Annotated in this window: 18 protein-coding genes; 6 read left to right on the top strand and 12 right to left on the bottom strand. The window is 62.9% G+C overall.

Annotated features, from left to right (window positions below):
- Positions 1-10 precede the first annotated feature (10 nt).
- The 8 genes from BLQ55_RS02795 to BLQ55_RS02760 form a co-directional block, all read right to left on the bottom strand.
- Entirely contained in the window at positions 11-829 is an 819-nt protein-coding gene (locus BLQ55_RS02795) for an ABC transporter substrate-binding protein (protein ID WP_092252239.1), read from the bottom strand.
- A 234-nt stretch (positions 830-1,063) separates the two neighbouring features.
- A complete protein-coding gene (locus BLQ55_RS02790; protein ID WP_092252237.1) occupies positions 1,064-1,813 on the bottom strand; it encodes an AraC family transcriptional regulator in 750 nt (249 codons plus the stop codon).
- Between the two features lie 242 nt (positions 1,814-2,055).
- Positions 2,056-3,312: an NAD(P)/FAD-dependent oxidoreductase gene (locus BLQ55_RS02785; RefSeq protein ID WP_092252235.1), complete on the bottom strand. Its 1,257-nt coding sequence runs from the start codon at positions 3,310-3,312 to the stop codon at positions 2,056-2,058.
- Entirely contained in the window at positions 3,309-3,545 is a 237-nt protein-coding gene (locus BLQ55_RS02780) for a 2Fe-2S iron-sulfur cluster-binding protein (protein WP_092252233.1), read from the bottom strand. Before BLQ55_RS02780 ends, BLQ55_RS02785 begins: the two co-directional genes overlap by 4 nt.
- A gap of 233 nt (positions 3,546-3,778) precedes the next feature.
- The gene (locus BLQ55_RS02775) at positions 3,779-4,894 is read right to left on the bottom strand and encodes an NAD(P)/FAD-dependent oxidoreductase (protein ID WP_092252231.1); all 1,116 of its coding nucleotides are present in this window, start codon (positions 4,892-4,894) and stop codon (positions 3,779-3,781) included.
- A complete protein-coding gene (locus tag BLQ55_RS02770) occupies positions 4,891-5,823 on the bottom strand; it encodes a 4-hydroxyproline epimerase (protein ID WP_092252229.1) in 933 nt (310 codons plus the stop codon). The genes BLQ55_RS02775 and BLQ55_RS02770 overlap by 4 nt, the downstream gene beginning before the upstream one ends.
- Before the next feature lie 112 nt (positions 5,824-5,935).
- Positions 5,936-6,607 (bottom strand): GntR family transcriptional regulator, encoded by a 672-nt coding sequence (locus BLQ55_RS02765; protein ID WP_060742054.1) that lies wholly within the window; start codon positions 6,605-6,607, stop codon positions 5,936-5,938.
- Positions 6,608-6,713: 106 nt separating this feature from the next.
- Positions 6,714-7,880, bottom strand: coding sequence for an MFS transporter (locus tag BLQ55_RS02760; protein WP_092252227.1), 1,167 nt, complete (start codon positions 7,878-7,880; stop codon positions 6,714-6,716).
- A 137-nt stretch (positions 7,881-8,017) separates the two neighbouring features.
- Here BLQ55_RS02760 and BLQ55_RS02755 point away from each other — a divergent pair, with 137 nt between their 5' ends.
- On the top strand, positions 8,018-9,409 hold the full coding sequence (locus tag BLQ55_RS02755; RefSeq protein WP_092252225.1) for an aminotransferase-like domain-containing protein: 1,392 nt from the start codon (positions 8,018-8,020) through the stop codon (positions 9,407-9,409).
- A 259-nt stretch (positions 9,410-9,668) separates the two neighbouring features.
- On the top strand, positions 9,669-11,810 hold the full coding sequence (locus tag BLQ55_RS02750) for a TonB-dependent siderophore receptor (protein ID WP_092252223.1): 2,142 nt from the start codon (positions 9,669-9,671) through the stop codon (positions 11,808-11,810).
- Between the two features lie 387 nt (positions 11,811-12,197).
- On the opposite strand, the gene BLQ55_RS02745 is transcribed toward BLQ55_RS02750, so the two are convergent.
- Positions 12,198-12,932: an SDR family NAD(P)-dependent oxidoreductase gene (locus BLQ55_RS02745; protein WP_092252221.1), complete on the bottom strand. Its 735-nt coding sequence runs from the start codon at positions 12,930-12,932 to the stop codon at positions 12,198-12,200.
- A 306-nt stretch (positions 12,933-13,238) separates the two neighbouring features.
- Complete coding sequence (locus BLQ55_RS02740) at positions 13,239-13,445, bottom strand: tautomerase family protein (RefSeq protein ID WP_092252219.1); 207 nt, start codon at positions 13,443-13,445, stop codon at positions 13,239-13,241.
- Between the two features lie 128 nt (positions 13,446-13,573).
- Here BLQ55_RS02740 and BLQ55_RS02735 point away from each other — a divergent pair, with 128 nt between their 5' ends.
- Complete coding sequence (locus tag BLQ55_RS02735) at positions 13,574-14,497, top strand: LysR family transcriptional regulator (protein ID WP_092252217.1); 924 nt, start codon at positions 13,574-13,576, stop codon at positions 14,495-14,497.
- 97 nt (positions 14,498-14,594) lie between these two features.
- Here BLQ55_RS02735 and BLQ55_RS02730 read toward each other — a convergent pair whose 3' ends face one another.
- Both BLQ55_RS02730 and BLQ55_RS02725 read right to left on the bottom strand, forming a co-directional pair.
- A complete protein-coding gene (locus tag BLQ55_RS02730; RefSeq protein WP_092252215.1) occupies positions 14,595-15,029 on the bottom strand; it encodes a nuclear transport factor 2 family protein in 435 nt (144 codons plus the stop codon).
- A gap of 199 nt (positions 15,030-15,228) precedes the next feature.
- Positions 15,229-16,125 carry a LysR family transcriptional regulator gene (locus BLQ55_RS02725; RefSeq protein WP_060742062.1) on the bottom strand — a complete coding sequence of 299 codons (897 nt, stop codon included), beginning with the start codon at positions 16,123-16,125 and terminating at the stop codon, positions 15,229-15,231.
- Between the two features lie 108 nt (positions 16,126-16,233).
- On the opposite strand from BLQ55_RS02725, the gene BLQ55_RS02720 reads away from it, so the two are divergent.
- The 3 genes from BLQ55_RS02720 to BLQ55_RS02710 all read left to right on the top strand — a co-directional run bounded on the left by BLQ55_RS02720 (position 16,234) and on the right by BLQ55_RS02710 (position 20,477).
- On the top strand, positions 16,234-17,631 hold the full coding sequence (locus tag BLQ55_RS02720) for an MFS transporter (RefSeq protein WP_256326511.1): 1,398 nt from the start codon (positions 16,234-16,236) through the stop codon (positions 17,629-17,631).
- Positions 17,628-18,902: a glucarate dehydratase family protein gene (locus BLQ55_RS02715; protein WP_092252211.1), complete on the top strand. Its 1,275-nt coding sequence runs from the start codon at positions 17,628-17,630 to the stop codon at positions 18,900-18,902. Before BLQ55_RS02720 ends, BLQ55_RS02715 begins: the two co-directional genes overlap by 4 nt.
- Positions 18,903-19,292: 390 nt before the next feature.
- Entirely contained in the window at positions 19,293-20,477 is a 1,185-nt protein-coding gene (locus BLQ55_RS02710; RefSeq protein WP_092198455.1) for a porin, read from the top strand.
- Positions 20,478-20,620: the final 143 nt, after the last annotated feature.

Genomic DNA, 20,620 nt, shown 5'->3' with positions numbered 1-20,620 from the left:
GCGCCGATCCTCAGTAGTAGACCTGGGGGACGGTGAGGTTGGCCGGCGGAATGTCGGTGCCGACCCATTTGACGAACAGCTCCTTGTAGCGACCCGTGCGCACCTGCTGGTTGACGAACAGGTTGAGGTAGTTGAGCAGGCCGTACTCGCTGCGCTTGGCGCCGAGGGACACGTAGTCGATGACGTAGGGCGCGTCACCGGCGATCTTCAGGCCCTTGTACTTGCCCGACTTGATGGTCGCGGCGGCCACGGTGTTGGTCACCACGGTGGCATCGATGTGCCCCTGGGCGACGGCCAGCAGGGTGTCGTTCTGCGACTGGTAGGCGCGGAAGCTGCCGCTGCCCCAGCTCTTCTGGTCTTTCTCCAGGGCGATGGCTTCGTAGGTGCTGCTGGTGTTACCCAAGGCCTTGCCCTTGAGGTCGGCGTAGCTGTTGATGCCGGTGTTGTCGCGGGTCAGCACCACCATCTGGAAGGCGAAGTAGGGCACGGTCAGGCCGACGGTCTTGGCTCGCTCCAAGGTGTCGGAAGTGGAGGCGACGATGACGTCGGCGCGGCCCGACAGCAGCGCGGGGATTCGGTCGGAGAACGGCGTTTCCACCACTTCGGCGTCTACGCCGAGGACCTTCGCCAGGTCTTGGCAATAGTCCACGTCGAATCCCGCCGGTTTGTTGCTTTCGTCGCGAAAGCCCATGGGCGGGAAGTCCAGGGTCACGGCGCAGCGCAATTTGCCGGAACCGATGATGTCGTCGAGTTTGTCGGCGTGGGCCGGGGTGATGAAAAGCGGGGTGAGGACAACGCTGAGGGCTACGGCCAATGTAGGGTTTTTCATAAATGCCTCGCTGTCGAATAAATGCGGTGAGATATCGTATTGAGGATTTCGTATACGATATTAGATAAGCAATCGGCATGCCTGTTTCGGGTTGAGTCGCAGTAATTGAGTGGGAGGACTGACCTAGAGGCTTTTCCGGCGGACGGGGCACACAGAGGCAGGGGGCTGCGTTGGCCCGTGGTGTTACAGATGGGAGCAACCATGGGACCCGATGCCCCATCAGGGAACAAGGGATCAGCGCTGATTCTCGCGATACTGGCTGGGGGACAGGCTGGTCAGGGCGCGGAACTGGCGACTGAAGGCGCTGTGATCGGTGTAACCGCAGCGCAGGGCGATCTCGGTGATCGGCAGCTCCTGGTCGAGCAACAGCCGCGAGGCTTCCTCCAGCCTGGCCTTGTGAATCATCTGCCGCGGCGTGAGTTGGAAGATGCGCTTGCAGTGGCGTTCCAGTTGCGCCACCGACAATTCGGCGATGGCGGTCAGCTCGGCAAGGCTGATGGGGCGGGCGAAGTGCTGCTTGATATGGGCGTCCACCGCCGCCAGTTTGTGAAACGCCGGGTGGCTCGATTGCGGCAGTTGCAGGTCGCGGGAAATGCCGGCCAGGCCGACGATCCGGCCATCCGGGTCGTGCAGGGCGAGCTTGTGGGTCAGGCACCATACGGGCTGGTTGCCGTAATACAAATGCAGTTCGAGCTGGTCGGCCAACTCCCGCCCGCTGGCCAGCACCCGGCGATCCTGTTCGGTGTACAGCGGGCCGAAGCGTTCGGGGAACACTTGGTCGGCGGTGAGGCCGAGCAGGTCGCCGCGGTGTTTGAAACCGCAGCGCCGGGCCAGGGTCTGGTTGACGAAGGCGTAGCGGGCCTGCGGGTCCTTGATGAAAAACACCACGTCCGCGAGGGTGTCCAGCAGCGGGGCGATGGGCTGCAGGCTGCGCAGCAGGGTATCGAGGTCGCAAGGGGCTAGGGCGGTGAGCGAGGGGTACATGGCCGGCGTCGTCTTTTTTTGTGGGGGCGATGGCGCAGTGTCAGTCGAAAATGTGCTGCCTGTCACGCCGCCTTCGCGAGCAGGCTCACTCCCACATTGGGGGCCGCGGTGTCTCCTGCAAACCTTCTGTGGGAGCGAGCTTGCTCGCGATGGCGTCAGTGCATCCGACATCGATGCAAGCTGACCCACCGCTATCGCGAGCAAGCTCGCTCCCACAGGGGATTGGGGTGAGTGCAGATCAGTCAGGTGGGCGGGGTTTCTGCCAGGTTCAGCAAGGTCTCGATCCGCGCCGGGCTGAAGGGCGGGCGCGGCAGGGGTGGGGTCCAGCCGAACAAGTGTTCCAGGGCGGCGCCGCACACTCGGCCCTGGCAGGCGCCCATGCCGCAGCGGCTGGCCAGTTTCGCTTCGCGCCAGTTGTCATGGCCGGCCAGTTCGCCATACGGTACGTCCTCGCAGCGGCAGACCAGGGTGTCCGCCGTGGGCAGGGTCTTGAGTCGTGGATCGAGGGCAAAGGCCGTGTTCAAGGCCCGGGCGAAACCCTGCCAACGTGCGCGACGGGGCCACAGCTGTTGGGCGGCGCTGCTGTTGCCGACGGCGGCATGGCCGGCGATGGCGCCTTCCACCAGCGCCAGTTCGCTGCCGCCGAAACCGGTGCACTCACCGGCGGCGTAATGTTCGCGGCGAGAGGTCGCTTGCCAGGCGTCCACCGCCAGCGCCTGGTCTTCGACCGCGCAGCCCAAGGCCAGGCCCAACTGGGTATTGGGAATGAGCCCGAAACCGCAGGCGAGCCGATCGCAGGCCAATTCAATCGTCTCGCCTTGCTGTTGCAGGCGCACGCCCTCCAGCCGGTCCCGGCCGAGCGCTTCCACTATATGGGTGTCGGTGCGGTAGTGCCGGTCGAACAGGCTGAACGATTGGAAAAATTTCCCCGGCCAGCGTGGCAATTGCGCGGCGAAACCGGCGACGGCGCCGCGACGGGCCTGCTCGGCGATGCGTACCACCTGCGCGCCCTGATGTTTTGCCGTGGCGGCGCTGGCCAGCAGCAAGGGGCCGCTACCGGCGATGACCAACCGTTCGCCGCGCACCGGCAAGCCGCCCTTGATCAACGCCTGCAACCCGCCGGCGCCGGTCACGCCGGGCAGTGCCCAGCCGGGAAACGGCAGCAGCAGCTCACGGGCACCCGTGCACAGGATCAAGCGCTCGTAGCTGATCTGCCAGCCGCGCTCGGCGTCTTCCACCAGCAAGGTTTTATCCGCCGCGCAGGCGATCACACGGGTGCCGGCATGGCAACGTACGTTGGCGCAGGTGTGCAGTCGATCGCGCAGGCGTCGGGCGGCGGCGGGCGGGTTGGCCTGGGGGCCGTCGCGCCAGATCTGCCCGCCGGGCAGCGGGTTGTCGTCCAGCAGCACGATGCGTGCACCGCTGCTTGCCGCGGCGAGAGCAGCGGCCATGCCCGCGGGGCCGGCGCCAATGATCAGCAGGTCGGTGGTTTCGTTCATGGTCGGGTCTGCACACGCATGCCCTCGAGGCACAAGGTCTGGCAGGCCAGGCAGCGACGGCCATCGACCAACACCCGGCACTCCTGGCAGATGCCCATGCCGCACAAGGGCGCCCGTCGCTGGCCGCTGACCGAGGTGCGACTGCAACCGTCCGCGCCCAGCGCCAATGCCGCCGCGACGCTGGTGCCGTTGGCCACTGACAAGGGGTGGCCGTCGAGAAATAAATCAGGCATGGGAACAATCCCCCAGGGGTAAATGGATATCAGCGCCAAACGCCCATCCCGTGGCGAGGGAGCTTGCTCCCGCTGGGGCGCGTTGTAGGAGCTGACGAGTGCAACGAGGCTGCGATCTTTCCCCAGACACTTGAATTTCAAACGAAAGATCAAAATCAAAAGATCGCAGCCTTCGGCAGCTCCTACGAACCGAGCGGGAGCAAGCTCCCGCGCCACAGGTGTGGGCGTCAGGCTCAGGCATGGACGGGTTCTCCCAGGAAACGCTGCGGCAGGTAAGGCTGCGCGGGCAGCGGCGAGGTTTCGTTGAACAGCTGCGCCACCAGCAGGTCGGCCGTCGCGGGCGCCGTGGTGACGCCCAGGCCTTCGTGACCGACCGCCAGCCACAGCCCCTTGCGCTGTGGATGTTGACCCACCAGCGGCAAGCCATCGGGGCTCGCCGCGCGAAAACCGGTCCAGGCCCTGATGCCGTTCAGATGCGCCAGCCCTGGCATGTATTCGACGGCGCGCTTGAGCATCTTCGCCAGCATCCAGCCTTCCACCTGCGGATCGACGCTGCCGAACTGCCGCGAGGCGCCGATGAACAATTGTCCGGTCGGACGTGGTTGGATATTGCACGCCACCGACGGCCCGCTGGCGTTATGGGCGCTGGTGACGTAGCCCAGTTCCACCAGGGTGTGAGTGACGGTGGCGGGGTAGCGGTCGGTGATCAGCAGGTGGCCCTTCTTCGGCTCGATCGGCAGTTCCGGGCATAACTCGGTGGCCTGGATGCCATTGGCGAGGACCACCGCGTCGGCGCTCAGCCAGCGACCGTCGCCGAGGCGCACGCGGTTTCCGTCGACTTCGCTGACCTGGGCTCGCTGCTGGCGAATGTTGGGCGCGTCCAGCATCCAGCGGGCGGCTGCCGGAGCGTAGAGGATGCCGTCGCCCTTGATCAGCAGCCCGCCTTCCAGCCCTGGGCGTAGCTCGGGTTCACGCTGTTGCAGAGCGGCTTGGCCGATCAATTCGCAGGCTTCGCCATGGGCCAGCAGGTTCAGGTATTTACTCTGGGCCACCGCCATTTCTTCGGCATTGGCCGCCAGCCACAAGGTGCCGTTGTTACGCCAGGCACAACCCTCGGGCAGGGCCGGGGCCAGTTCGCGCCAGCGTTGCAGGGAGTATTGACTGAGGGCGAGTTCCGCCGGGTTGTCATCCAGCACCAGCAGATGCCCCATGCCGGCCGCCGTGGCGCCGTGCCAACCGGCGTCCAGCACCAACACGTTGACGTTGCGCCGGGCCAATGCCTGGGCACAGGCTGCGCCAATGATGCCCGCGCCGATGACGATCACGTCGGCGACATGGCCCTGGCTCACGGGCGAATGCCCCAGGCGAACGGGTCGTCCGCTTCGATGATCAGGGTGGTTTCGGCACTGATGTAGGCGCGACCGCGAATGGTTGGCACGATGCGCTCGCCCGAGTGTTCGTAGGCGCCTTCGAACTCGCTGCCAATGACACTGGCCTGGCGCCAGATCTGTCCAGGCTGCAGTTTTCCATCGGCCGCCAGGCACGCCAGCTTGGCGCTGGTACCGGTGCCGCAAGGGGAGCGGTCATAGGCCTTGCCCGGGCAGAGCACGAAGTTGCGGCTGTCGGCTTGCGGGTCATCGGCAAACAGTTCGATATGGTCGATCAGGCCGCCGTCCTCGCCGCGAAAACCCTGTTGCTCCAAGGCTTGCTGCACGGCGTAGGTGTAGGCGGTCAATGCGTCGAGGTTGTCGCCGGCCACGCGCTGGCCATGTTCGGCGATCAGGAAAAACCAGTTGCCGCCCCAGGCCACATCGCCCACCACCGGGCCGATGCCGGGCACTTCCAGGGCCAGTGCCTTGCGGTAACGATAGGCCGGCACGTTGCGCACGCTGACCGAGCGGTCTTCGTGCAAGGTTGCCTGTACCGTGCCCACCGGGGTTTCGATGCTGTGCACGCCGGGGCCGATCCTGCCCAGGTGGGCCAGTGACGCCACCAGGCCGATGGTGCCGTGGCCGCACATGCCCAGGTAGCCGCTGTTGTTGAAAAAGATCACGCCGGCACAGGCGCTCGGGTCCACCGGTTCGCAGAGCAGCGCCCCCACCAGCACATCGCTGCCCCGGGGTTCCAACACGCAGGCGGTGCGCCACGCGTCATGCTCGGTGGCCAGGCGTTGCTTGCGCTCGGCCATGCTGCCCTGGCCCAGGTCAGGAAAACCGTCGGTAACCAGTCGGGTCGGTTCGCCGCCGGTATGGGAATCGATCACGGTGATGCGTTTCATGGGAGGGCCACGTCCGTTCAGGTGAGTGACGGTAAGCGTGGCCCGCGCCCAGGGCTGAAGGCTTGATGGTTTTATCTGTCGCCGATGACGAAATCGGCACAGCGTTGGCCCATCAATGGCTGGAAGGCAGGAACTTGAACAAGGTCTCGCAGACCCCGGCAATGTGTTCGTCCAGCAGCGCCACGGCCCGCTCGACATCACCGGCGCGGCAGGCCTTGATGATTTCCCGGTGCTCGTGATCGGCTCGGTCCTTACCGGCCGAAAGGCTCATCTGCATGCGCAAGTAACGCTCCAGCTTGTCGTGGACCGAGCGAATCAGGCTCACCATGAACGGCCGTTGGGCCGGTTCGTAGAGACAGGCGTGCAGTTGCCAGTTCAGTTCGGCCCAACGCCCGACGTCGTCTTCACCGACGAACTCCCGGCAGATGCTTTCGGCGCGGGCGAAGGTGTCTTCGGTCATGTTGGGAATCGCCAGGCGCAGCACTTTGTCTTCCAAGAGCATGCGCACCTCGAACATCTGCGCCAGCTCCGCCTCGGAAATGCGCGTCACCATCGCCCCGCGATTGCGCTGGAACATCACCAGGCCTTCGGCCTCCAGGCGCTTGAGGGCCTCGCGCACGGGAATCTTGCTGACGTTGAACTGGCGGGCGATGTCATCCTGGCGAATCGGCTCGTCCTCGGCAAAATGCCCAGCCACGATGGCGTCGCGCAGATGACGGGTGATGATTTCCGAGGTGGAAGGGGTGTTGCCCAGGTCAGGCAGGTTGAACTTGGATAAAGTCACGGCGGCGGGTCGTTCGGCTTAGGTGGGGATATGGTATACGACTTTGCCGGGACGGTCGTTGGGGCTATGAGCTGCTAAGCCGACCCCAATTCACAGGTTTCTGTGTTTATCCATGGGAGAAACTGGTCACGCGGGCCTGCGCCCGAACGATGATCAGCCCGGTGATGCACGCTCCGGCGCTCAACGCTACGCCAAACAGTATCAACGCCACGTTGGCGCCGAAGCCGTCCGCCAACAACCCGGTCACCACGACCGGGATGCTGAAGCCCACATAGGCGAACAGGAAGAACCCCGCGCTGACCCGCGCCTTCTCCACGCCGGCCATGGCGGTGACGGCTGACAACCCGCCCAGGTACAGGAAGCCATAGCACGCACTGCTGGCGCCCAGTGCGCCAAGCAGTACGGCGGGCAGGGAACCGACACTGGCACCCCAGGCCAGCAACGCATAGCTCAGCGGCAGGATCAACAGCCCCAAGCCCGTGGCCCTGGCCGGCGACATGCGCCACACCCAAGGCTGGAAGAGCAGGCCGCAACTGATGACCGTGAAGGTCGACAGGCCCGACCAACGCTGCAAACCGTGGGTTGCCAGCACCGACGGCAATATGGCGATGACCAGGCCCGAAGTCGCCCAGGCCAACAGCATGGAAAAGCTGTAGGGCAGGCTGCCGGCGGGAAACAAAGGCAGGCGCAGCAGCGGCGCGTCTGTGATTTTCAACGCCGGGTCCGGTAGCCGCCAGACCACGACAATCGCCAGGGCGGCCAACAGCAGTTGCAACCAGAAGCTGCCGGGCGTGGCGCTGGGATGAACGAACAGGAACAGACTGGTCAACGCGGCCCCCAGGCCAAAGCCCAGGGAGGTGCTGGCGGTGACTCGGTTGGCCGGCGAGCGGGTATCGCGGGTTGCCATGAGCTCTGTCATATAGGCGGTCGACGTGGCCGAGGCCAGCCCCGTGCCGACCCCCATCATCAAGCGCGCCACGCCCAGTGCCACCAGGTTCGGCCAGAGCAACGTCACCAGCGTCGCCAGCATCGACAGCCCGAGCGCGACCAGGATCAACGGCTTGCGGCCCACCCGGTCGGCCAGTCCACCGAACGCCAGCAGGACCGGCAACACCCCCAGCACATAACCGGAAAACGCCACCGCCGTGGCCCCGGCCCCGGAGCCGGACAACTGCGCGTAGGTGGTGTACAGCGGCGCCTGCAGGTTGACCGCGAGGGTGATCAGGCAGAGGCCGAAAGCCAGCCCCCAGGCATGTCGATGCTGTGGGTTCAAGAGTGTTCCTTAAAGGGTGCGCATGAAGTCCCGGGGACTATCACCGCCGGGCACAACGCAAACAAGGAACAGACGCCGGCCATTTGTGTTTAACTGTTTTCTAGAAAATCGAGAACACTTGGCCAAGAGTGCCCGCCGTGGACCTGAAGATTGATCGCAACACTGCCGAGCCCATGATCCGGCAGCTCGTGACGCACCTCACGGGCTGGATCAACGTCCATGGCATTCGCCCTGGAGCGCGAATGCCGTCCATTCGCCAACTGGCCCGGGAAAATGGCCTGAGCCTGTCGAGCGTGATCAAGGCCTATGATCAACTGGTTGCCAGCGGGGTGCTGGAGTCTCGGCATGGCGCGGGCTTTTTTGTCGCGCAGCAATTGGCCCGGCCAGTGGAGCCGATAGCTGAAACGGATAACCCCTCGTGGCGGTTGTTCGACAATGAGTCGACGCAGCTCAAGCTCGGTTGCGGCTGGCTGCCCGACGCCTGGCGCGACGACACCGACCTGGGCCAGGCGATCCGCCAGGTGGTGCGCAGCGACAACCACGCATTGTTCAACTACAGCACCCCGTTGGGCTCGCCTCATCTGCGCCTGCACCTTCAAAAACGCCTGGGCCTGATCGACATTCACGTCGACCCGGCACAGATCATCACCACCCAAGGCGCCAGCCAGGGCCTCGATCTGTTGGTGCGAACCCTGCTCAAGCCCGGCGACCTGGTGCTGGTGGAAAGCCCCGGCTACTACAACCTGTTCAATCTGCTGAGGCTGCAGGGGGTCAAGACCGTGGCGGTGCCGAGAACCGCCCAAGGCCCGGATATCGCCCGCCTGGAACAGCTTCTCGGGGAGCACAAACCCTCGTATTTCTTCATCAACAGCATGTACCAGAACCCCACCGGCACCAGCCTGGCGCCGAGCGTGGCCTATCGTCTGCTGCAACTGGCGACGGCCCATGACTTTCGCCTCATCGAGGACGACATCTACGCCGATTTCCAGAATGGCCCGACGTCCCGCCTGGCCTCCCTGGATGCCCTGGACCGGGTGATCTACCTGGCGAGTTTTTCCAAGACCTTGTCCAGTTCGCTGCGCATCGGTTATGTCGTCGCCCAGCCCGACATCATCCGGCGCCTGGCCGAAGTCAAGATGATCACCGGCATCGGTTGTTCGCTGCTGGCGGAAAACGTGGTAGCGACGTTGCTGGCCAACGGTGCTTATCGCAAGCTGATCCAGCGCTTGCGCCAGCGCCTGAACAAGCAGATGGCAAGTACGCTGCGCCAACTGGACCCGGCCCACTGGGAGGTGTTTGCCGAGCCGATGGGGGGGATGTTCGTCTGGGCCAGGCCTCGGTGCCTGGCGCCGCAACGGGTGCAGCAGATCGCCCGGGAGTTGCAGATCCAACTGTCCCAGGGCTCGACGTTCCTGCCCCAGGGGGAGGCGTGCGATTGGTTGCGGTTGAACGTGGCCTATACCCAGGATCATCGTGCGCAGACGTTTTTCCAGCGGGTGGTGCAGGAATCGATTGGGGCGAGCCAGTAGGGCATGGGGAGATTGTTCTGGCGCCATCGCGAGCAAGCTTTGCTCCCACAGGGGGAGAGCAGGGACCAATCACAAGGCTTGTAGCCACCGAAGATCCCTGTGGGACCGAGCTTGCTCGCGATGACGGACTGATCAGTCACAAAAAATATCAGCGTTAATGGGAATAAATATCAAATAGCAATGAGTTGCTGTATCTTTCGCGACACATTCTTGTCAGCCTCCCGATGTGGAGGCTTTTTTCCATTAGGATTGTGCATCGATGCGTCGGATTCTCGTTTCACTGTGTGTGCTCCAGGCTTACTCCGTTTCCACCTGGGCCGAACAGCCGGTCCCTGCCAAGCCGGCTTCCCTTGAGTTGCAAGCCACGGATATCGTCGGTAATGCCGACTATGAATCGGCACAGGGACCGGTGAAGGGCTATCACGCCACCCGTTCGGCCAGTGCCACCCGTACCGACACGGCGATCCATGAAACCCCGCAATCCATTTCCGTCGTGTCCCGCGATGTGGTCGAAGACCTGAGCGCCACACGCTTGCAGGATGCCCTCGATTACGCCGGCGGCGTGGGACGGGCGAACAATTTTGGCGGCCAGGGCCTGACCACCTTTACTGTGCGCGGTTTCACCACCGGGGAGTTCTACCGCAACGGTTTCCCGATCAACCGTGGCTACCCGAACATGCCGGACGCCAACACCATCGAGCGGCTGGAGGTCCTGCGCGGCCCGGCCACCATGCTCTATGGCCGTGGCGATCCGGGCGGTACCTTCAATGTGGTGTCCAAGCAGCCGTTGGCCGAGCGCACGGTGACCCTGGGCAGCCAGGTCAGCGACCAGGGGATGCGTCGCGGTACGCTGGATGCGTCCGGCCCATTGGACGAAGAAGGGCGCCTGGCTTATCGCCTGAACGTGATCGGCGAGGGCGGCGATACATTCCGCGACCACGTCGAGACCGAGCGCTACGGCGTCGCGCCGGTGGTCTCCTGGCAGGTCAACGACACCACGCGCCTGATTTTCGAAGGTGATTTCATGCGCAACAATGCGCCGCTGGATCGTGGGCTGACCCATTACGCCGGCCAGCGCGGCACTGCCTCGCGCGATACCTTCTTCGGCGAGAAGGATGCCGGCAAGCTGCACAACGACAACAACATGCTGCAGGTGCGTTTCGAGCACATGCTCAACGACGACTGGACCCTGGCTGGCGGTACCCAGTGGCTCGACGGCACTTTGCAGGGCAATGCCATCGAAGGCAACGGTATCGCCGCCGATGGCCGCACCCTGGGGCGCAACTTCAACTACCGCAAATTGGAGTGGACCGACCGGGACACCCAACTCAACCTCACCGGGCATTTTTCCACGGGCGGGTTCGAGCACACGTTGTTGACGGGCGTCGAGTATGAAGACTACGACTACCAGTCCATCATCCAGCGTTCCGCCGCGGGCACCGCTGCCTACCCGATCGATATCTTCGACCCGGTGTATGGCCAGCCACGCCCGGCATTGACGCGCACGCCCACCGATGACCAGGAGAACCTCAAGACGTTTGGCGTGTTCGTCCAGGATCAGGTGGCGCTGACGGAGCGTTTGAAGTTGCTGGCGGGGGCGCGGTTTGAGCGATTCGAGCATCAGTATGAGAGTTTCGTCCCCCAGAACCCGCCTGGTAGTCGCAACTGGGACGTCACCGACAGCGCCGTCACCCCGCGCCTGGGTATGATCTACGACCTGACCGACACCGTGGCGGTCTATGCCAATACCGCACGCTCGTTCAAGCCCAACAACGGTGCCAGTCGCGCAGGTGGCGGGTTCAAGCCGGAAGAGGGCAAGTCCTATGAGATGGGGATCAAGTGGGAAGCCTTGGATCGTCAGTTGAGCGTCGATGCGGCGGTGTACCAGATCGAAAAACGCAACGTACTCACCACCGACCCGGTGGATTCCACCTTCAGCGTGGCCGCCGGCGAAGTGCGCAGCCGTGGCTTTGACCTGAACGTGGCGGGCAACCTGACACCGCAATGGCGCGTGATCGGTGGTTACGCCTATGTGGATGCCGAAGTGACCAAGGACATCAATATCCCGTCCGGCACCCGCTTGCTCAACGTGCCCAAGAACACCTTCAGCCTGTTGAACGTCTATGAGTTCCAGGAGGGCGGCCTCAAAGGGCTGGGCCTGGGGCTGGGCGCCAAGCATGTGGATGAACGGGCCGGCCAGACTGCGGCGAATGCATTCTCCATGGACAGCTACACGGTGGTGGACCTGCTCGGCTACTACAAGGTCAACGAACGGATCCGCCTCAACCTGGACCTGAAGAACCTGTTTGATGCCGACTACGAAGAAGGCGCTTTCGGGAACGTCTACGCCTACCCAGGTGCACCGCGGACGGTACAGGCCGGGATTTCCTACACCCTTTGAAGTCGCGCGCAGTCGCAGTCCAGGTGGGAGCGAGCTTGCTCGCGATGGCGTCGGGTCAGTCGGGATTGACGTTGACTGACACACCGCCATCGCGAGCAAGCTCGCTCCCACAGTTTTGCCGGGCGTTCACAGACTTCGCAGTCACCACCCACCCTCTGTGGGAGCGAGCTTGCTCGCGATAGCGGAGGATCAGTTTGCAGCGATGTGGGATGTGTTGACGTCATCGCGAGCAAGCTCGCTCCCACAGTTTTGCCGGGCGTTCACAGACTTCGCAGTCACCACCCACCCTCTGTGGGAGCGAGCTTGCTCGCGATAGCGGAGGATCAGTTTGCAGCAATGTGGGATGTGTTGACGTCATCGCGAGCTGGCTCGCTCCCACAGTTTTTCCTACCACTTGCCGGTGCTCATCCCACCGTCCACCGGCAGTATCGCGCCCGTCGTGAAATCAGCGCCCGCCAGGTACAACACGGCCTCGGCAATTTCCTCGATGGTGCCCACGCGACCGGCCGGGGCCAGGTTGTCGAGGAAGTCGCGGTGCGCCGGGTCGTGCATGGGCGTGTCGATGATGCCGGGGGCGACCGCGTTGACCTTGATGTTGTGGGGCGACATTTCCAGGGCCAGGGCGCGGGTCATCTGGTTGACGCCGCCCTTGATCAACACGGGCAGCGCAGCCGGGACCTGGATGTTCGGCTGCAGGGCCACGGCGGCTGAAATGTTGATGATGAAGCCGCGCTGGCGGCCGATCATGTGCGCGGCAGCGGCCTGGCTGGCGTAGACGAGGCCCTTGAGGTTGGTGTCCAGCAGCGCGTCCAGGTCCTGGGGGCTGTATTCGACGAAGGGTTTCGGCAGGAAGAAACCGGCGTTGTTCACCAGCCCGTCAACGGCGCCAAATGCCCCGACAGCTTGGGCGATGAGGGCGGTTGAAGTGGCCGGGTCGGCGATGTCGCCGGCCACACCCATGAAACCGGCCGGGTGACCGAGCTGGGCGGCGGCAGCATCCAGTCCGGACGGGGAGCGGGCATTGCCCACCACGTTATACCCCCGGGCCAGGAACGCCTTGACCAAACCCAGGCCGATCCCGCTGGAAGCGCCGGTGATGATGACGGTTTTATTGAGGCTCATGATTGACTCCTGATCACATTGAATGGAACCGATGCGCCTGTATGGCGGTGGTTGAGCTCAGGGTATTGATGCCTCAGGATTTGATAAATAAGGCTTCTGGTACTTGAGTTGATACGTCATGTAATCAATGAAAAGGGCAACACGTCCCCCCCTGTGGGAGCGAGCTTGCTCGCGATGGCGTCAGGTCGGTCGGGAGTGATGTTGACTGACACGCCGCCATCGCGAGCAAGCTCGCTCCCACAATGTTGTCGGGTTGGCGGCAGAAAAAAGCCCGGTCAGTCGGACCGGGCTCGCAAGGGTGGAGCGCTACTCCTTGGGAAGACTTCGATACTCAGTGGTCGTCATCCCCGCATAACCCCAGTTATCCGTATCCACTTCCTCGATCACGATATGGGTCAAGTGAGGGGCCTTGCCCAGCACGCGCTGGAGGGTTTCGGTGATTTCGGCAATCACCTGGGCTTTCTGTTCACGGGTGACGCCATCTCGGGTAATTCGTACGTTGACGAAAGGCATGTTGCACTCCAACTGATGGGAAATGAACGCAGGACAACGCCCGCATGTTGCAAGGCCACTGTATTTATACGCCACGGGCTGATAAACAGGCCTTTGAAAACTTCAGTTGATACGCGGTGTAACGAATCATGAAGCGGCATTTCGAAGACCTGCAGTTGGGCAGCATAGAACTGTTCTGCCTCGCGGCGGAGGCGGGCAGTTTCACGGCCGCGGCGCAGTTGGCGGGGGTTACCCCGGCGGCGGTGAGCCGCTCGATCTTTCGCCTGGAAGAGCGCCTGGGCTCACGGCTTTTCGTACGCACTACCCGCAGCATCCGCCTGACCGAAGCCGGCAAGACCTATTTCGAACAATGCCGGCAAGCGCTGACGCAACTGGTCGAGGCGCAACAGGAAATGATGGGCGCCCAATCGGTGCCATCCGGGCAACTGCGCATCAGCCTGCCCACCACCTACGGGCATCATCGGATCCTGCCGTTGCTGCCGGCCTTTCGGGCGCTGTACCCGCAAGTCAGCGTGGACCTGCACCTGAGCAATCGAAATATCGATTTCGTCGCTGAAGGTTATGACCTCGCCATCCGGGTGCGGGCCCAGCCGGATTCGTCGATGATCGCCCGGCTGCTGGAAGACGCGAAACTGGTGGTGGTCGCGTCTCCGGATTACCTGCGCAAGGCCGGCACGCCGCAGGTTCTTGAAGACCTGGACGACCACGAGTGCATCCAGTTCGAATTGCCCAGCAGCGGGCGACGGATTTCCTGGTTGTTCAATGTCGAGGGCAAGGAAAAGGAGATATTCGGCGAAGGAGGGTATTGCTGTTCGGACGACGTGCTCGGCGGCGTGACGCTGGCCAAACATGGCGCCGGCTTGTTCCAGACCTACAAGTTCATCGTGGAGCAGGAGCTGGCCAATGGGCAATTGGTGGCGGTACTTGCGCCTTTTGCGGGGCGCTCGCGTCCGTTTACCTTGCTGTATCCCCATGGCCGGTATGTGCCGCAACGGGTGCGGGCATTTGTGGATTTCCTGTTGCAGCACCGCGAACAGTGGGCTGCGGATTGAGGTGATTGTGATCTGTGGCGAGGGGATAAATCCCCTCGACACAATGAATCACAGCGTCTTCAAGTTGACAGGACGCTTTGCGCAGAAAATTTCTCCATCAGAACCGAAACGCCTGACGGCCGATTAGCAGCCACTTGCCATTCTTCTGCTTCTGCCAGATCTGGAAGTTCTCGATTTCCGTCGGTACCACCTCAGTGCCTTTGAGCGCCTGTGCCGAGAAGTGATTGCGCACTAGCGCAGTGTCCCCGGACAAGGTGATCTTCTGGTTTTGCATTTCCAGGGTCTTGAACGCGCTCTTGCCCGTTTCGATGTCGGCGATGAAGGCTTTCTTATCCTGGATGTTGCCGCTGGAGTGCCCGTAGGTCAGGTTTTCGGCGGCCAGTGCCTGGAGTTGCGGGATGTCTTTATGCAGCATGGCCTGGGTCAGGTGGTCGACGGCCTGGGCCACTTCCTGCTCGGCGGATGAAGTGGCGGCCGCTGCGTAACCGCTGAACAGGCACAGGAAGCTGATGGTGAGTATGGTCTTCTTCATGGGGATTCCTTGTTTTTGTTGTTTCGGAGAAGGACGAGCGTCACATGCTCGTCTGTCATCGTACAACTTGGAGAGGAAGCCGGGAATAGCCGATGCGCCGGTTAATTTCTGAAGGAGTCAAATCAGTGGGGACCGCGCCCCCTGTGGCGAGGGAGCAAGCTCCCTCGCCACAAGAGACGCTTTAGCCGTGATGGCGCATTCACAACCCTTCGCGAACCGCTCCCCTAATCCCCTCCAGCAACATGGTGAACGCCGGGTTGTCGTTGTCCTCGCGCCACACCAGGTGCAATTCGCTCTGCACCCCTTCACCCAGGTCGATCTCGCGGAACACCACCTGCTTGAACACCACGCTGGTAGCGCAACGCGGGACCAGGGCCAGGCCCATGCCGGCGTTGACCAGGGCCAGGATCGTCAGCGACGACCCCAGCCATTGCACGAATTGCGGCGCGACCCGGGCCGAGCGGAGCATGCCGGTGAGCAGTTCGTTGAAGGGCGGGTAGGCGGAGTGGGAGTACATGAGGAACGGCTGGGCGTCCAGGTCCTGGACGCTCACCGTGTCGGCAGTCGCCAGGGGATGCCCGGCCGGGACCGCCAGCACGAAGGGTTCGCGCACCAGGCATTCAGTGGCATAGCCGGTTTCCAGCAGCGGCGAGCGAACGATCCCCAGGTCGATGCGCCGTGCCCGCAAGGCTTCGTGCTGCTGGTAGGTGTTCATCTCAGCGAGGACGATCTTGACCTGGGGCTGTTTCAGCCGGGCCTCGGCGATCACCTTGGGCAAGAACTCGTACACCGCGCTGCCGACGAAGCTGATGGTCACCGAACCGATGTCGCCCTGGGCGAAACGCCGGGCCGCCACGGCGGCTTGTTGCGCCTGTTCCAACAGGTTCTGCGCTTCGATGAAAAACGCCCGGCCGGCGGCGGTGAGTGCCACGCTGCGGGTGCTGCGGGTGAACAGTTCGACGCCCAGGTGATGTTCCAGCAATTGGATCTGCCGGCTCAGCGGTGGCTGGGTCATGTTCAGGCGTTCGGCGGCGCGACGGAAGTTGAGTTCGGTCGCCACGGTGGTGAAGCAGCGCAACTGGGCCAGTTCAAACATTGATTCAATCCAGGTATCAATCAAGTGCCAAGTTAGATTAGACGGGAACAATCCACCGCGTCCATCATCGTCCCGTTCCCCACAAAAACAATGATCGGGAGGCACCCCTTGAATAACGTAACGGACTCCACCCATGACAGCACCCTGGCGCTCGCGGCGGCCAAGGTCAAACGTCATGTACTGCCGTTGGTGGTGGTGATGTTCATCGTCAACTACATCGACCGGGTCAACATCGGCTTCGTGCGCAGCCATATGGAAACCGACCTGGGCATCGGCGCTGCCGCCTATGGGCTGGGCGCCGGGTTGTTCTTCGTCGGCTACGCGCTGTTCGAAGTCCCGTCCAACATGCTGCTGCAACGCTACGGCGCGCGGGCCTGGCTGACGCGCATCATGTTCACCTGGGGCGCGGCGGCGATGGCCATGGCCTTTGTGCAAGGTGAAACCAGCTTCTATGTGCTGCGCTTCATTCTCGGCGCGGCGGAGGCGGGCTTCTTTCCCGGCATCATCTACTACTTCACCCAATGGCTGCCCGCCAACGAGCGCGGCAAGGCGATGGCGATCTTCCTCAGCGGCTCGGCCATCGCCTCGGTGATTTCCGGCCCGGTGTCTGGCGCCTTGCTGCACATCAGCGGGATGGGCCTGCATGGCTGGCAGTGGATGTTCCTGATCGAAGGTTTCGCCTCCATCGTGCTGTGCGGGTTTGTCTGGTTCTGGCTGCAATCGCACCCGAGCCAGGCCAAATGGCTGACGGCTGAAGAGAAAGCCGTATTGATCGCCGCCATCGCCGAAGAGCAGCGGGCCCGGGAAGCGGCGCAAGTGATCAAGCCGTCGATGTTCAAGTTGCTGGCCGACCGACAGATCGCGTTGTTCTGTTTCATCTACTTTTCCATCGCCCTGACCATCTACGGCGCCACGTTCTGGCTACCGAGCATGATCAAGAAAATGGGCAACCTGGGGGACTTCCAGGTCGGCTTGCTCAACTCCATTCCATGGATCATTTCCATCGTCGCGATGTACGGCTTCGCGGCCCTGGCCGGCAAATGGAAATTCCAGCAGGCGTGGGTCGCGGTGACGCTGGTGGTCGCCGCATTCGGCATGTTCATGTCCACCACCGGCGGGCCGATCTTCGCCTTCGTGGCGATCTGTTTCGCAGCGATTGGTTTCAAGGCGGCGTCGGCGTTGTTCTGGCCGATCCCCCAGGGTTACCTGGATGCGCGCATCGCGGCGGCGGTGATCGCCCTGATCAACTCCATCGGCAACCTCGGCGGCTTCGTCGCGCCCACGGCTTTCGGTTTCCTGGAGCAGACCACCGGCTCCATCGAGGGTGGCCTGTATGGGTTGGCCGCCACCTCGCTCGTCGCCGCCGTGGTGATCTTTTTCGCCCGCACCACGCCGAAGCGCGATACCCCGAACTCACTGTCCGGCCGGCCCGAAACCGTTGCCGAAGCCAATCAGCCGGAAAAAAACCAAGCCTTGAACCCTGGCCCATCGGGAGCCGCTGTATGAAGATCAAACGCGTCACCGTGACACCCATCGCTTTTCGCGATCCACCCTTGCTCAACGCCAGCGGTATCCATGAACCGTTCGCGTTGCGCTCGATCATCGAGATCGAGAGCGACAACGGTTACATCGGCCTGGGGGAGAGCTACGGCGATGCACCGGCCCTGGCGATCCAGCAGCAGTTGCAGAGCCAGTTGATCGGCCTGGACCCGTTCAACCTCAATCAGTTGCGGGCCATCGTCCAGGCGACCGTCGCCGCGCAGAAACCGGCCAGCGTTGCCGGTGCCGAACTGGCACCGGGCTCCCATGCGAGCAAGGCGGTGAGCAATGCCTACTCGGCGTTCGAAGTGGCCTGTCTGGATTTGCAGGCCCACTCCCTGAACGTGCCGCTGGTGGACCTGCTGGGCGGCGCGATTCGCGACGAGATCCCGTTCAGTGCCTACCTGTTTTTCAAATACGCCGAGCACATCGATTCGCCGTACCCGCCCGACAGTTGGGGCGAGGCGCTCAACGAACGGCAGATCGTCGCCCAGGCCCGGCGGATGATCCAGGACTATGGCTTCAAGAGCATCAAGCTCAAGGCCGGCGCCCTCGATCCGGAACATGAAGTCGCCTGCATCAAGGCGCTGAAACAGGCCTTTCCCGGCTACCCGTTGCGCATCGATCCCAATGCCAACTGGTCCCTGGAAACTTCGATTCGCATGGCTGAGTTGCTGGGGGATGACCTGCAGTATTACGAAGACCCGACGCCAGGGCTCGAAGGCATGGCCGAACTGCACAAACGCACGGGGCTGCCGCTGGCGACCAATATGGTGGTCACCGATTTCGATGAGTTCCGCCGCAGCGTGGCCCTGGACAGCGTGCAGATCGTCTTGGCCGACCACCATTACTGGGGTGGTCTGCGAGACACCCAGGCCCTGGCGAAAATGTGCAGCACCTTCGGCCTGGGCGTATCGATGCATTCGAACTCGCACCTGGGCATCAGCCTCATGGCCATGGCCCACGTGGCGGCCGCGGTGCCGAACCTGGACTACGCCTGCGATACCCATTACCCGTGGCAGGAGCCGGATGAAGAAGTGATCAAGGGCGGCAAACTGCCGATTGTCGACGGCTGCGTGAAGATCACCCGGGCGCCGGGCCTTGGCTTGGAATTGGACCGGGATCAATTGGGCAAGCTGCATGATCAGTTCCTCAGTTGCGGCATCCGCCAGCGCGACGATGTGCGGCAGATGCAGCGCTACCGGCCGGAGTGGAAGACCGTCAAGCCGAGGTTCTGAGCTGATAGCGAGGGGGCCTGCTGCGCCGGCCAGCGGGAGCAAGCTCCCTCGCCACAACAGCAACACAGTGCAAACCTGTGGGAGCGAGCTTGCTCGCGATAGCGCTGTGTCAGCCAACCGCATTGTTGAATGACTCGCCGCCATCGCGAGCAAGCTCGCTCCCACAATAAGCAGGACAACCGGCCCACACCCAAAGTATCGCAGCCGTCGGCAAGGCAGTCTTACACCCAAGCTGTCGCGCCCCTCGTCCTCGCCGTCTTACACCCAAACTGCCGCGCCGGGCCGGCGCTGCCAAAGCATTCGCCAATTGCCTCCAAGGCAGCGTATGACGCGCCCTGGCGCCTTTCGATAATCGCCTCCGACATCCCGTCCCCTGTTGCGGAGCGCGCCATGCACAACAATAAGAATACCTGCCTGCGTTTTTTGCCTGCGGTCATCGCCGGCCTTTCCAGTCTGGGCCTGACGTCTTGGGCCAACGCTGAAATCATGCTGTACGACAAGGACCAGACCACCTTTTCCACCGATGGCTACATCAACGCCTTTTACGTCAACAGCGACGTGGACCGCGCGGGTGATCAGTACGACCGTCGGCAGGCGCGGGTCAAGATGGGCTTTTTGCCCAACTACCTGGGCTTCAACATGGGCAAGCAGGTCGATGACCTCAAGCTCGGCGCCCGGGCTTCGTTCTGGGTGACCATCAACGACAGTGAAACCAATGGCACCGACACCGCCATCGACGTGCGCCAGTTCTACGGCACCGTGGCCAATCCGGAGTGGGGCGAAGTGCTGATCGGCAAGGACTTCGGCCTGTTTGCCCGCTCCAACATCCTGCTGGACGAACTGCTGGCCGGTTATGGTCAGGTCAGCGACTCCCTGGGGCTGGTGGACGGTGGTGGCGTCTCGTTCGGCAACATCGGCAGCGGTTATCCGTATCCGTTCCCGACCTCGCAGATCACCTACCGCACGCCGGTGATGGACGGGCTGCGGGTGGCGGTCGGGATCATGGATCCGGTGGACACCAACGACAACAGCGCTACCGGCAAGGCCTATCAGGAAAACCCGCGCACCGAGAGCGAGATCACCTACCAGTTCGACCTGGGCGGGGCGAAGATCTACAGCTGGCTCAATGGCAGCTACCAGACCTCGGACAACACCGATTCCACCGTCGAGTCGGTGACTTCCAAAGGTCTGGGGTATGGCGTGCAGGCCAAGATGGGTGGGTTGTCGCTCACCGGTTCGGGGTTCCAGGCCAAGGGCATCAACCCGTTCTTCACCAACAACGCCGGTGAAGCCACCCTGCGCAATGTCGACAGCAAGGGCTACCTGTTGCAGGGCTCGTACAAGCTGGGCAAGAACCGCCTGGCGCTGTCCTATGGCAAGACCGATGACGACGGCAACGGCGTGGTAGGCAGTGGCGCCGACTACGAAACCCGGGGCATCGCGCTGTTCCACGACATCAACGACAACCTCAAGCTTGTGGCCGAGTACAACCAGTTCGAAATCAACGGCCACGACACCAGTGCCCAGAACGAAGACACCGACACCTTTGCAGTAGGTGCGGTGCTTACCTGGTGAGGGTGACCCCCAGGCTGCGCACATAACCCTGCGGGAGCGAGCTTGCTCGCGATGGGGTCAAGTCCGCCGGCATGGATGTTGATTGCCCCGCCGTTATCGCGAGCAAGCTCGCTCCCACAGGATGTTTCACTGATGTACCCCTC

The organism is Pseudomonas sp. NFACC13-1 (assembly GCF_900104425.1).
Taxonomy (GTDB): Bacteria; Pseudomonadota; Gammaproteobacteria; order Pseudomonadales; family Pseudomonadaceae; genus Aquipseudomonas; species Aquipseudomonas fluorescens_AA.
This window is presented reverse-complemented; position numbering and strand designations above follow the sequence as displayed.

Excerpts from the sequence above, each read along its gene's own strand:
- BLQ55_RS02795 (WP_092252239.1), bottom strand. The coding sequence starts at position 829 with ATGAAAAACCCTACATTGGCCGTAGCCCTCAGCGTTGTCCTCACCCCG.
- BLQ55_RS02790 (WP_092252237.1), bottom strand. The coding sequence starts at position 1,813 with ATGTACCCCTCGCTCACCGCCCTAGCCCCTTGCGACCTCGATACCCTG.
- BLQ55_RS02785 (WP_092252235.1), bottom strand. The coding sequence starts at position 3,312 with ATGAACGAAACCACCGACCTGCTGATCATTGGCGCCGGCCCCGCGGGC.
- BLQ55_RS02780 (WP_092252233.1), bottom strand. The coding sequence starts at position 3,545 with ATGCCTGATTTATTTCTCGACGGCCACCCCTTGTCAGTGGCCAACGGC.
- BLQ55_RS02770 (WP_092252229.1), bottom strand. The coding sequence starts at position 5,823 with ATGAAACGCATCACCGTGATCGATTCCCATACCGGCGGCGAACCGACC.
- BLQ55_RS02750 (WP_092252223.1), top strand. The coding sequence starts at position 9,669 with ATGCGTCGGATTCTCGTTTCACTGTGTGTGCTCCAGGCTTACTCCGTT.
- BLQ55_RS02745 (WP_092252221.1), bottom strand. The coding sequence starts at position 12,932 with ATGAGCCTCAATAAAACCGTCATCATCACCGGCGCTTCCAGCGGGATC.
- BLQ55_RS02740 (WP_092252219.1), bottom strand. The coding sequence starts at position 13,445 with ATGCCTTTCGTCAACGTACGAATTACCCGAGATGGCGTCACCCGTGAA.
- BLQ55_RS02735 (WP_092252217.1), top strand. The coding sequence starts at position 13,574 with ATGAAGCGGCATTTCGAAGACCTGCAGTTGGGCAGCATAGAACTGTTC.
- BLQ55_RS02730 (WP_092252215.1), bottom strand. The coding sequence starts at position 15,029 with ATGAAGAAGACCATACTCACCATCAGCTTCCTGTGCCTGTTCAGCGGT.
- BLQ55_RS02725 (WP_060742062.1), bottom strand. The coding sequence starts at position 16,125 with ATGTTTGAACTGGCCCAGTTGCGCTGCTTCACCACCGTGGCGACCGAA.
- BLQ55_RS02715 (WP_092252211.1), top strand. The coding sequence starts at position 17,628 with ATGAAGATCAAACGCGTCACCGTGACACCCATCGCTTTTCGCGATCCA.
- BLQ55_RS02710 (WP_092198455.1), top strand. The coding sequence starts at position 19,293 with ATGCACAACAATAAGAATACCTGCCTGCGTTTTTTGCCTGCGGTCATC.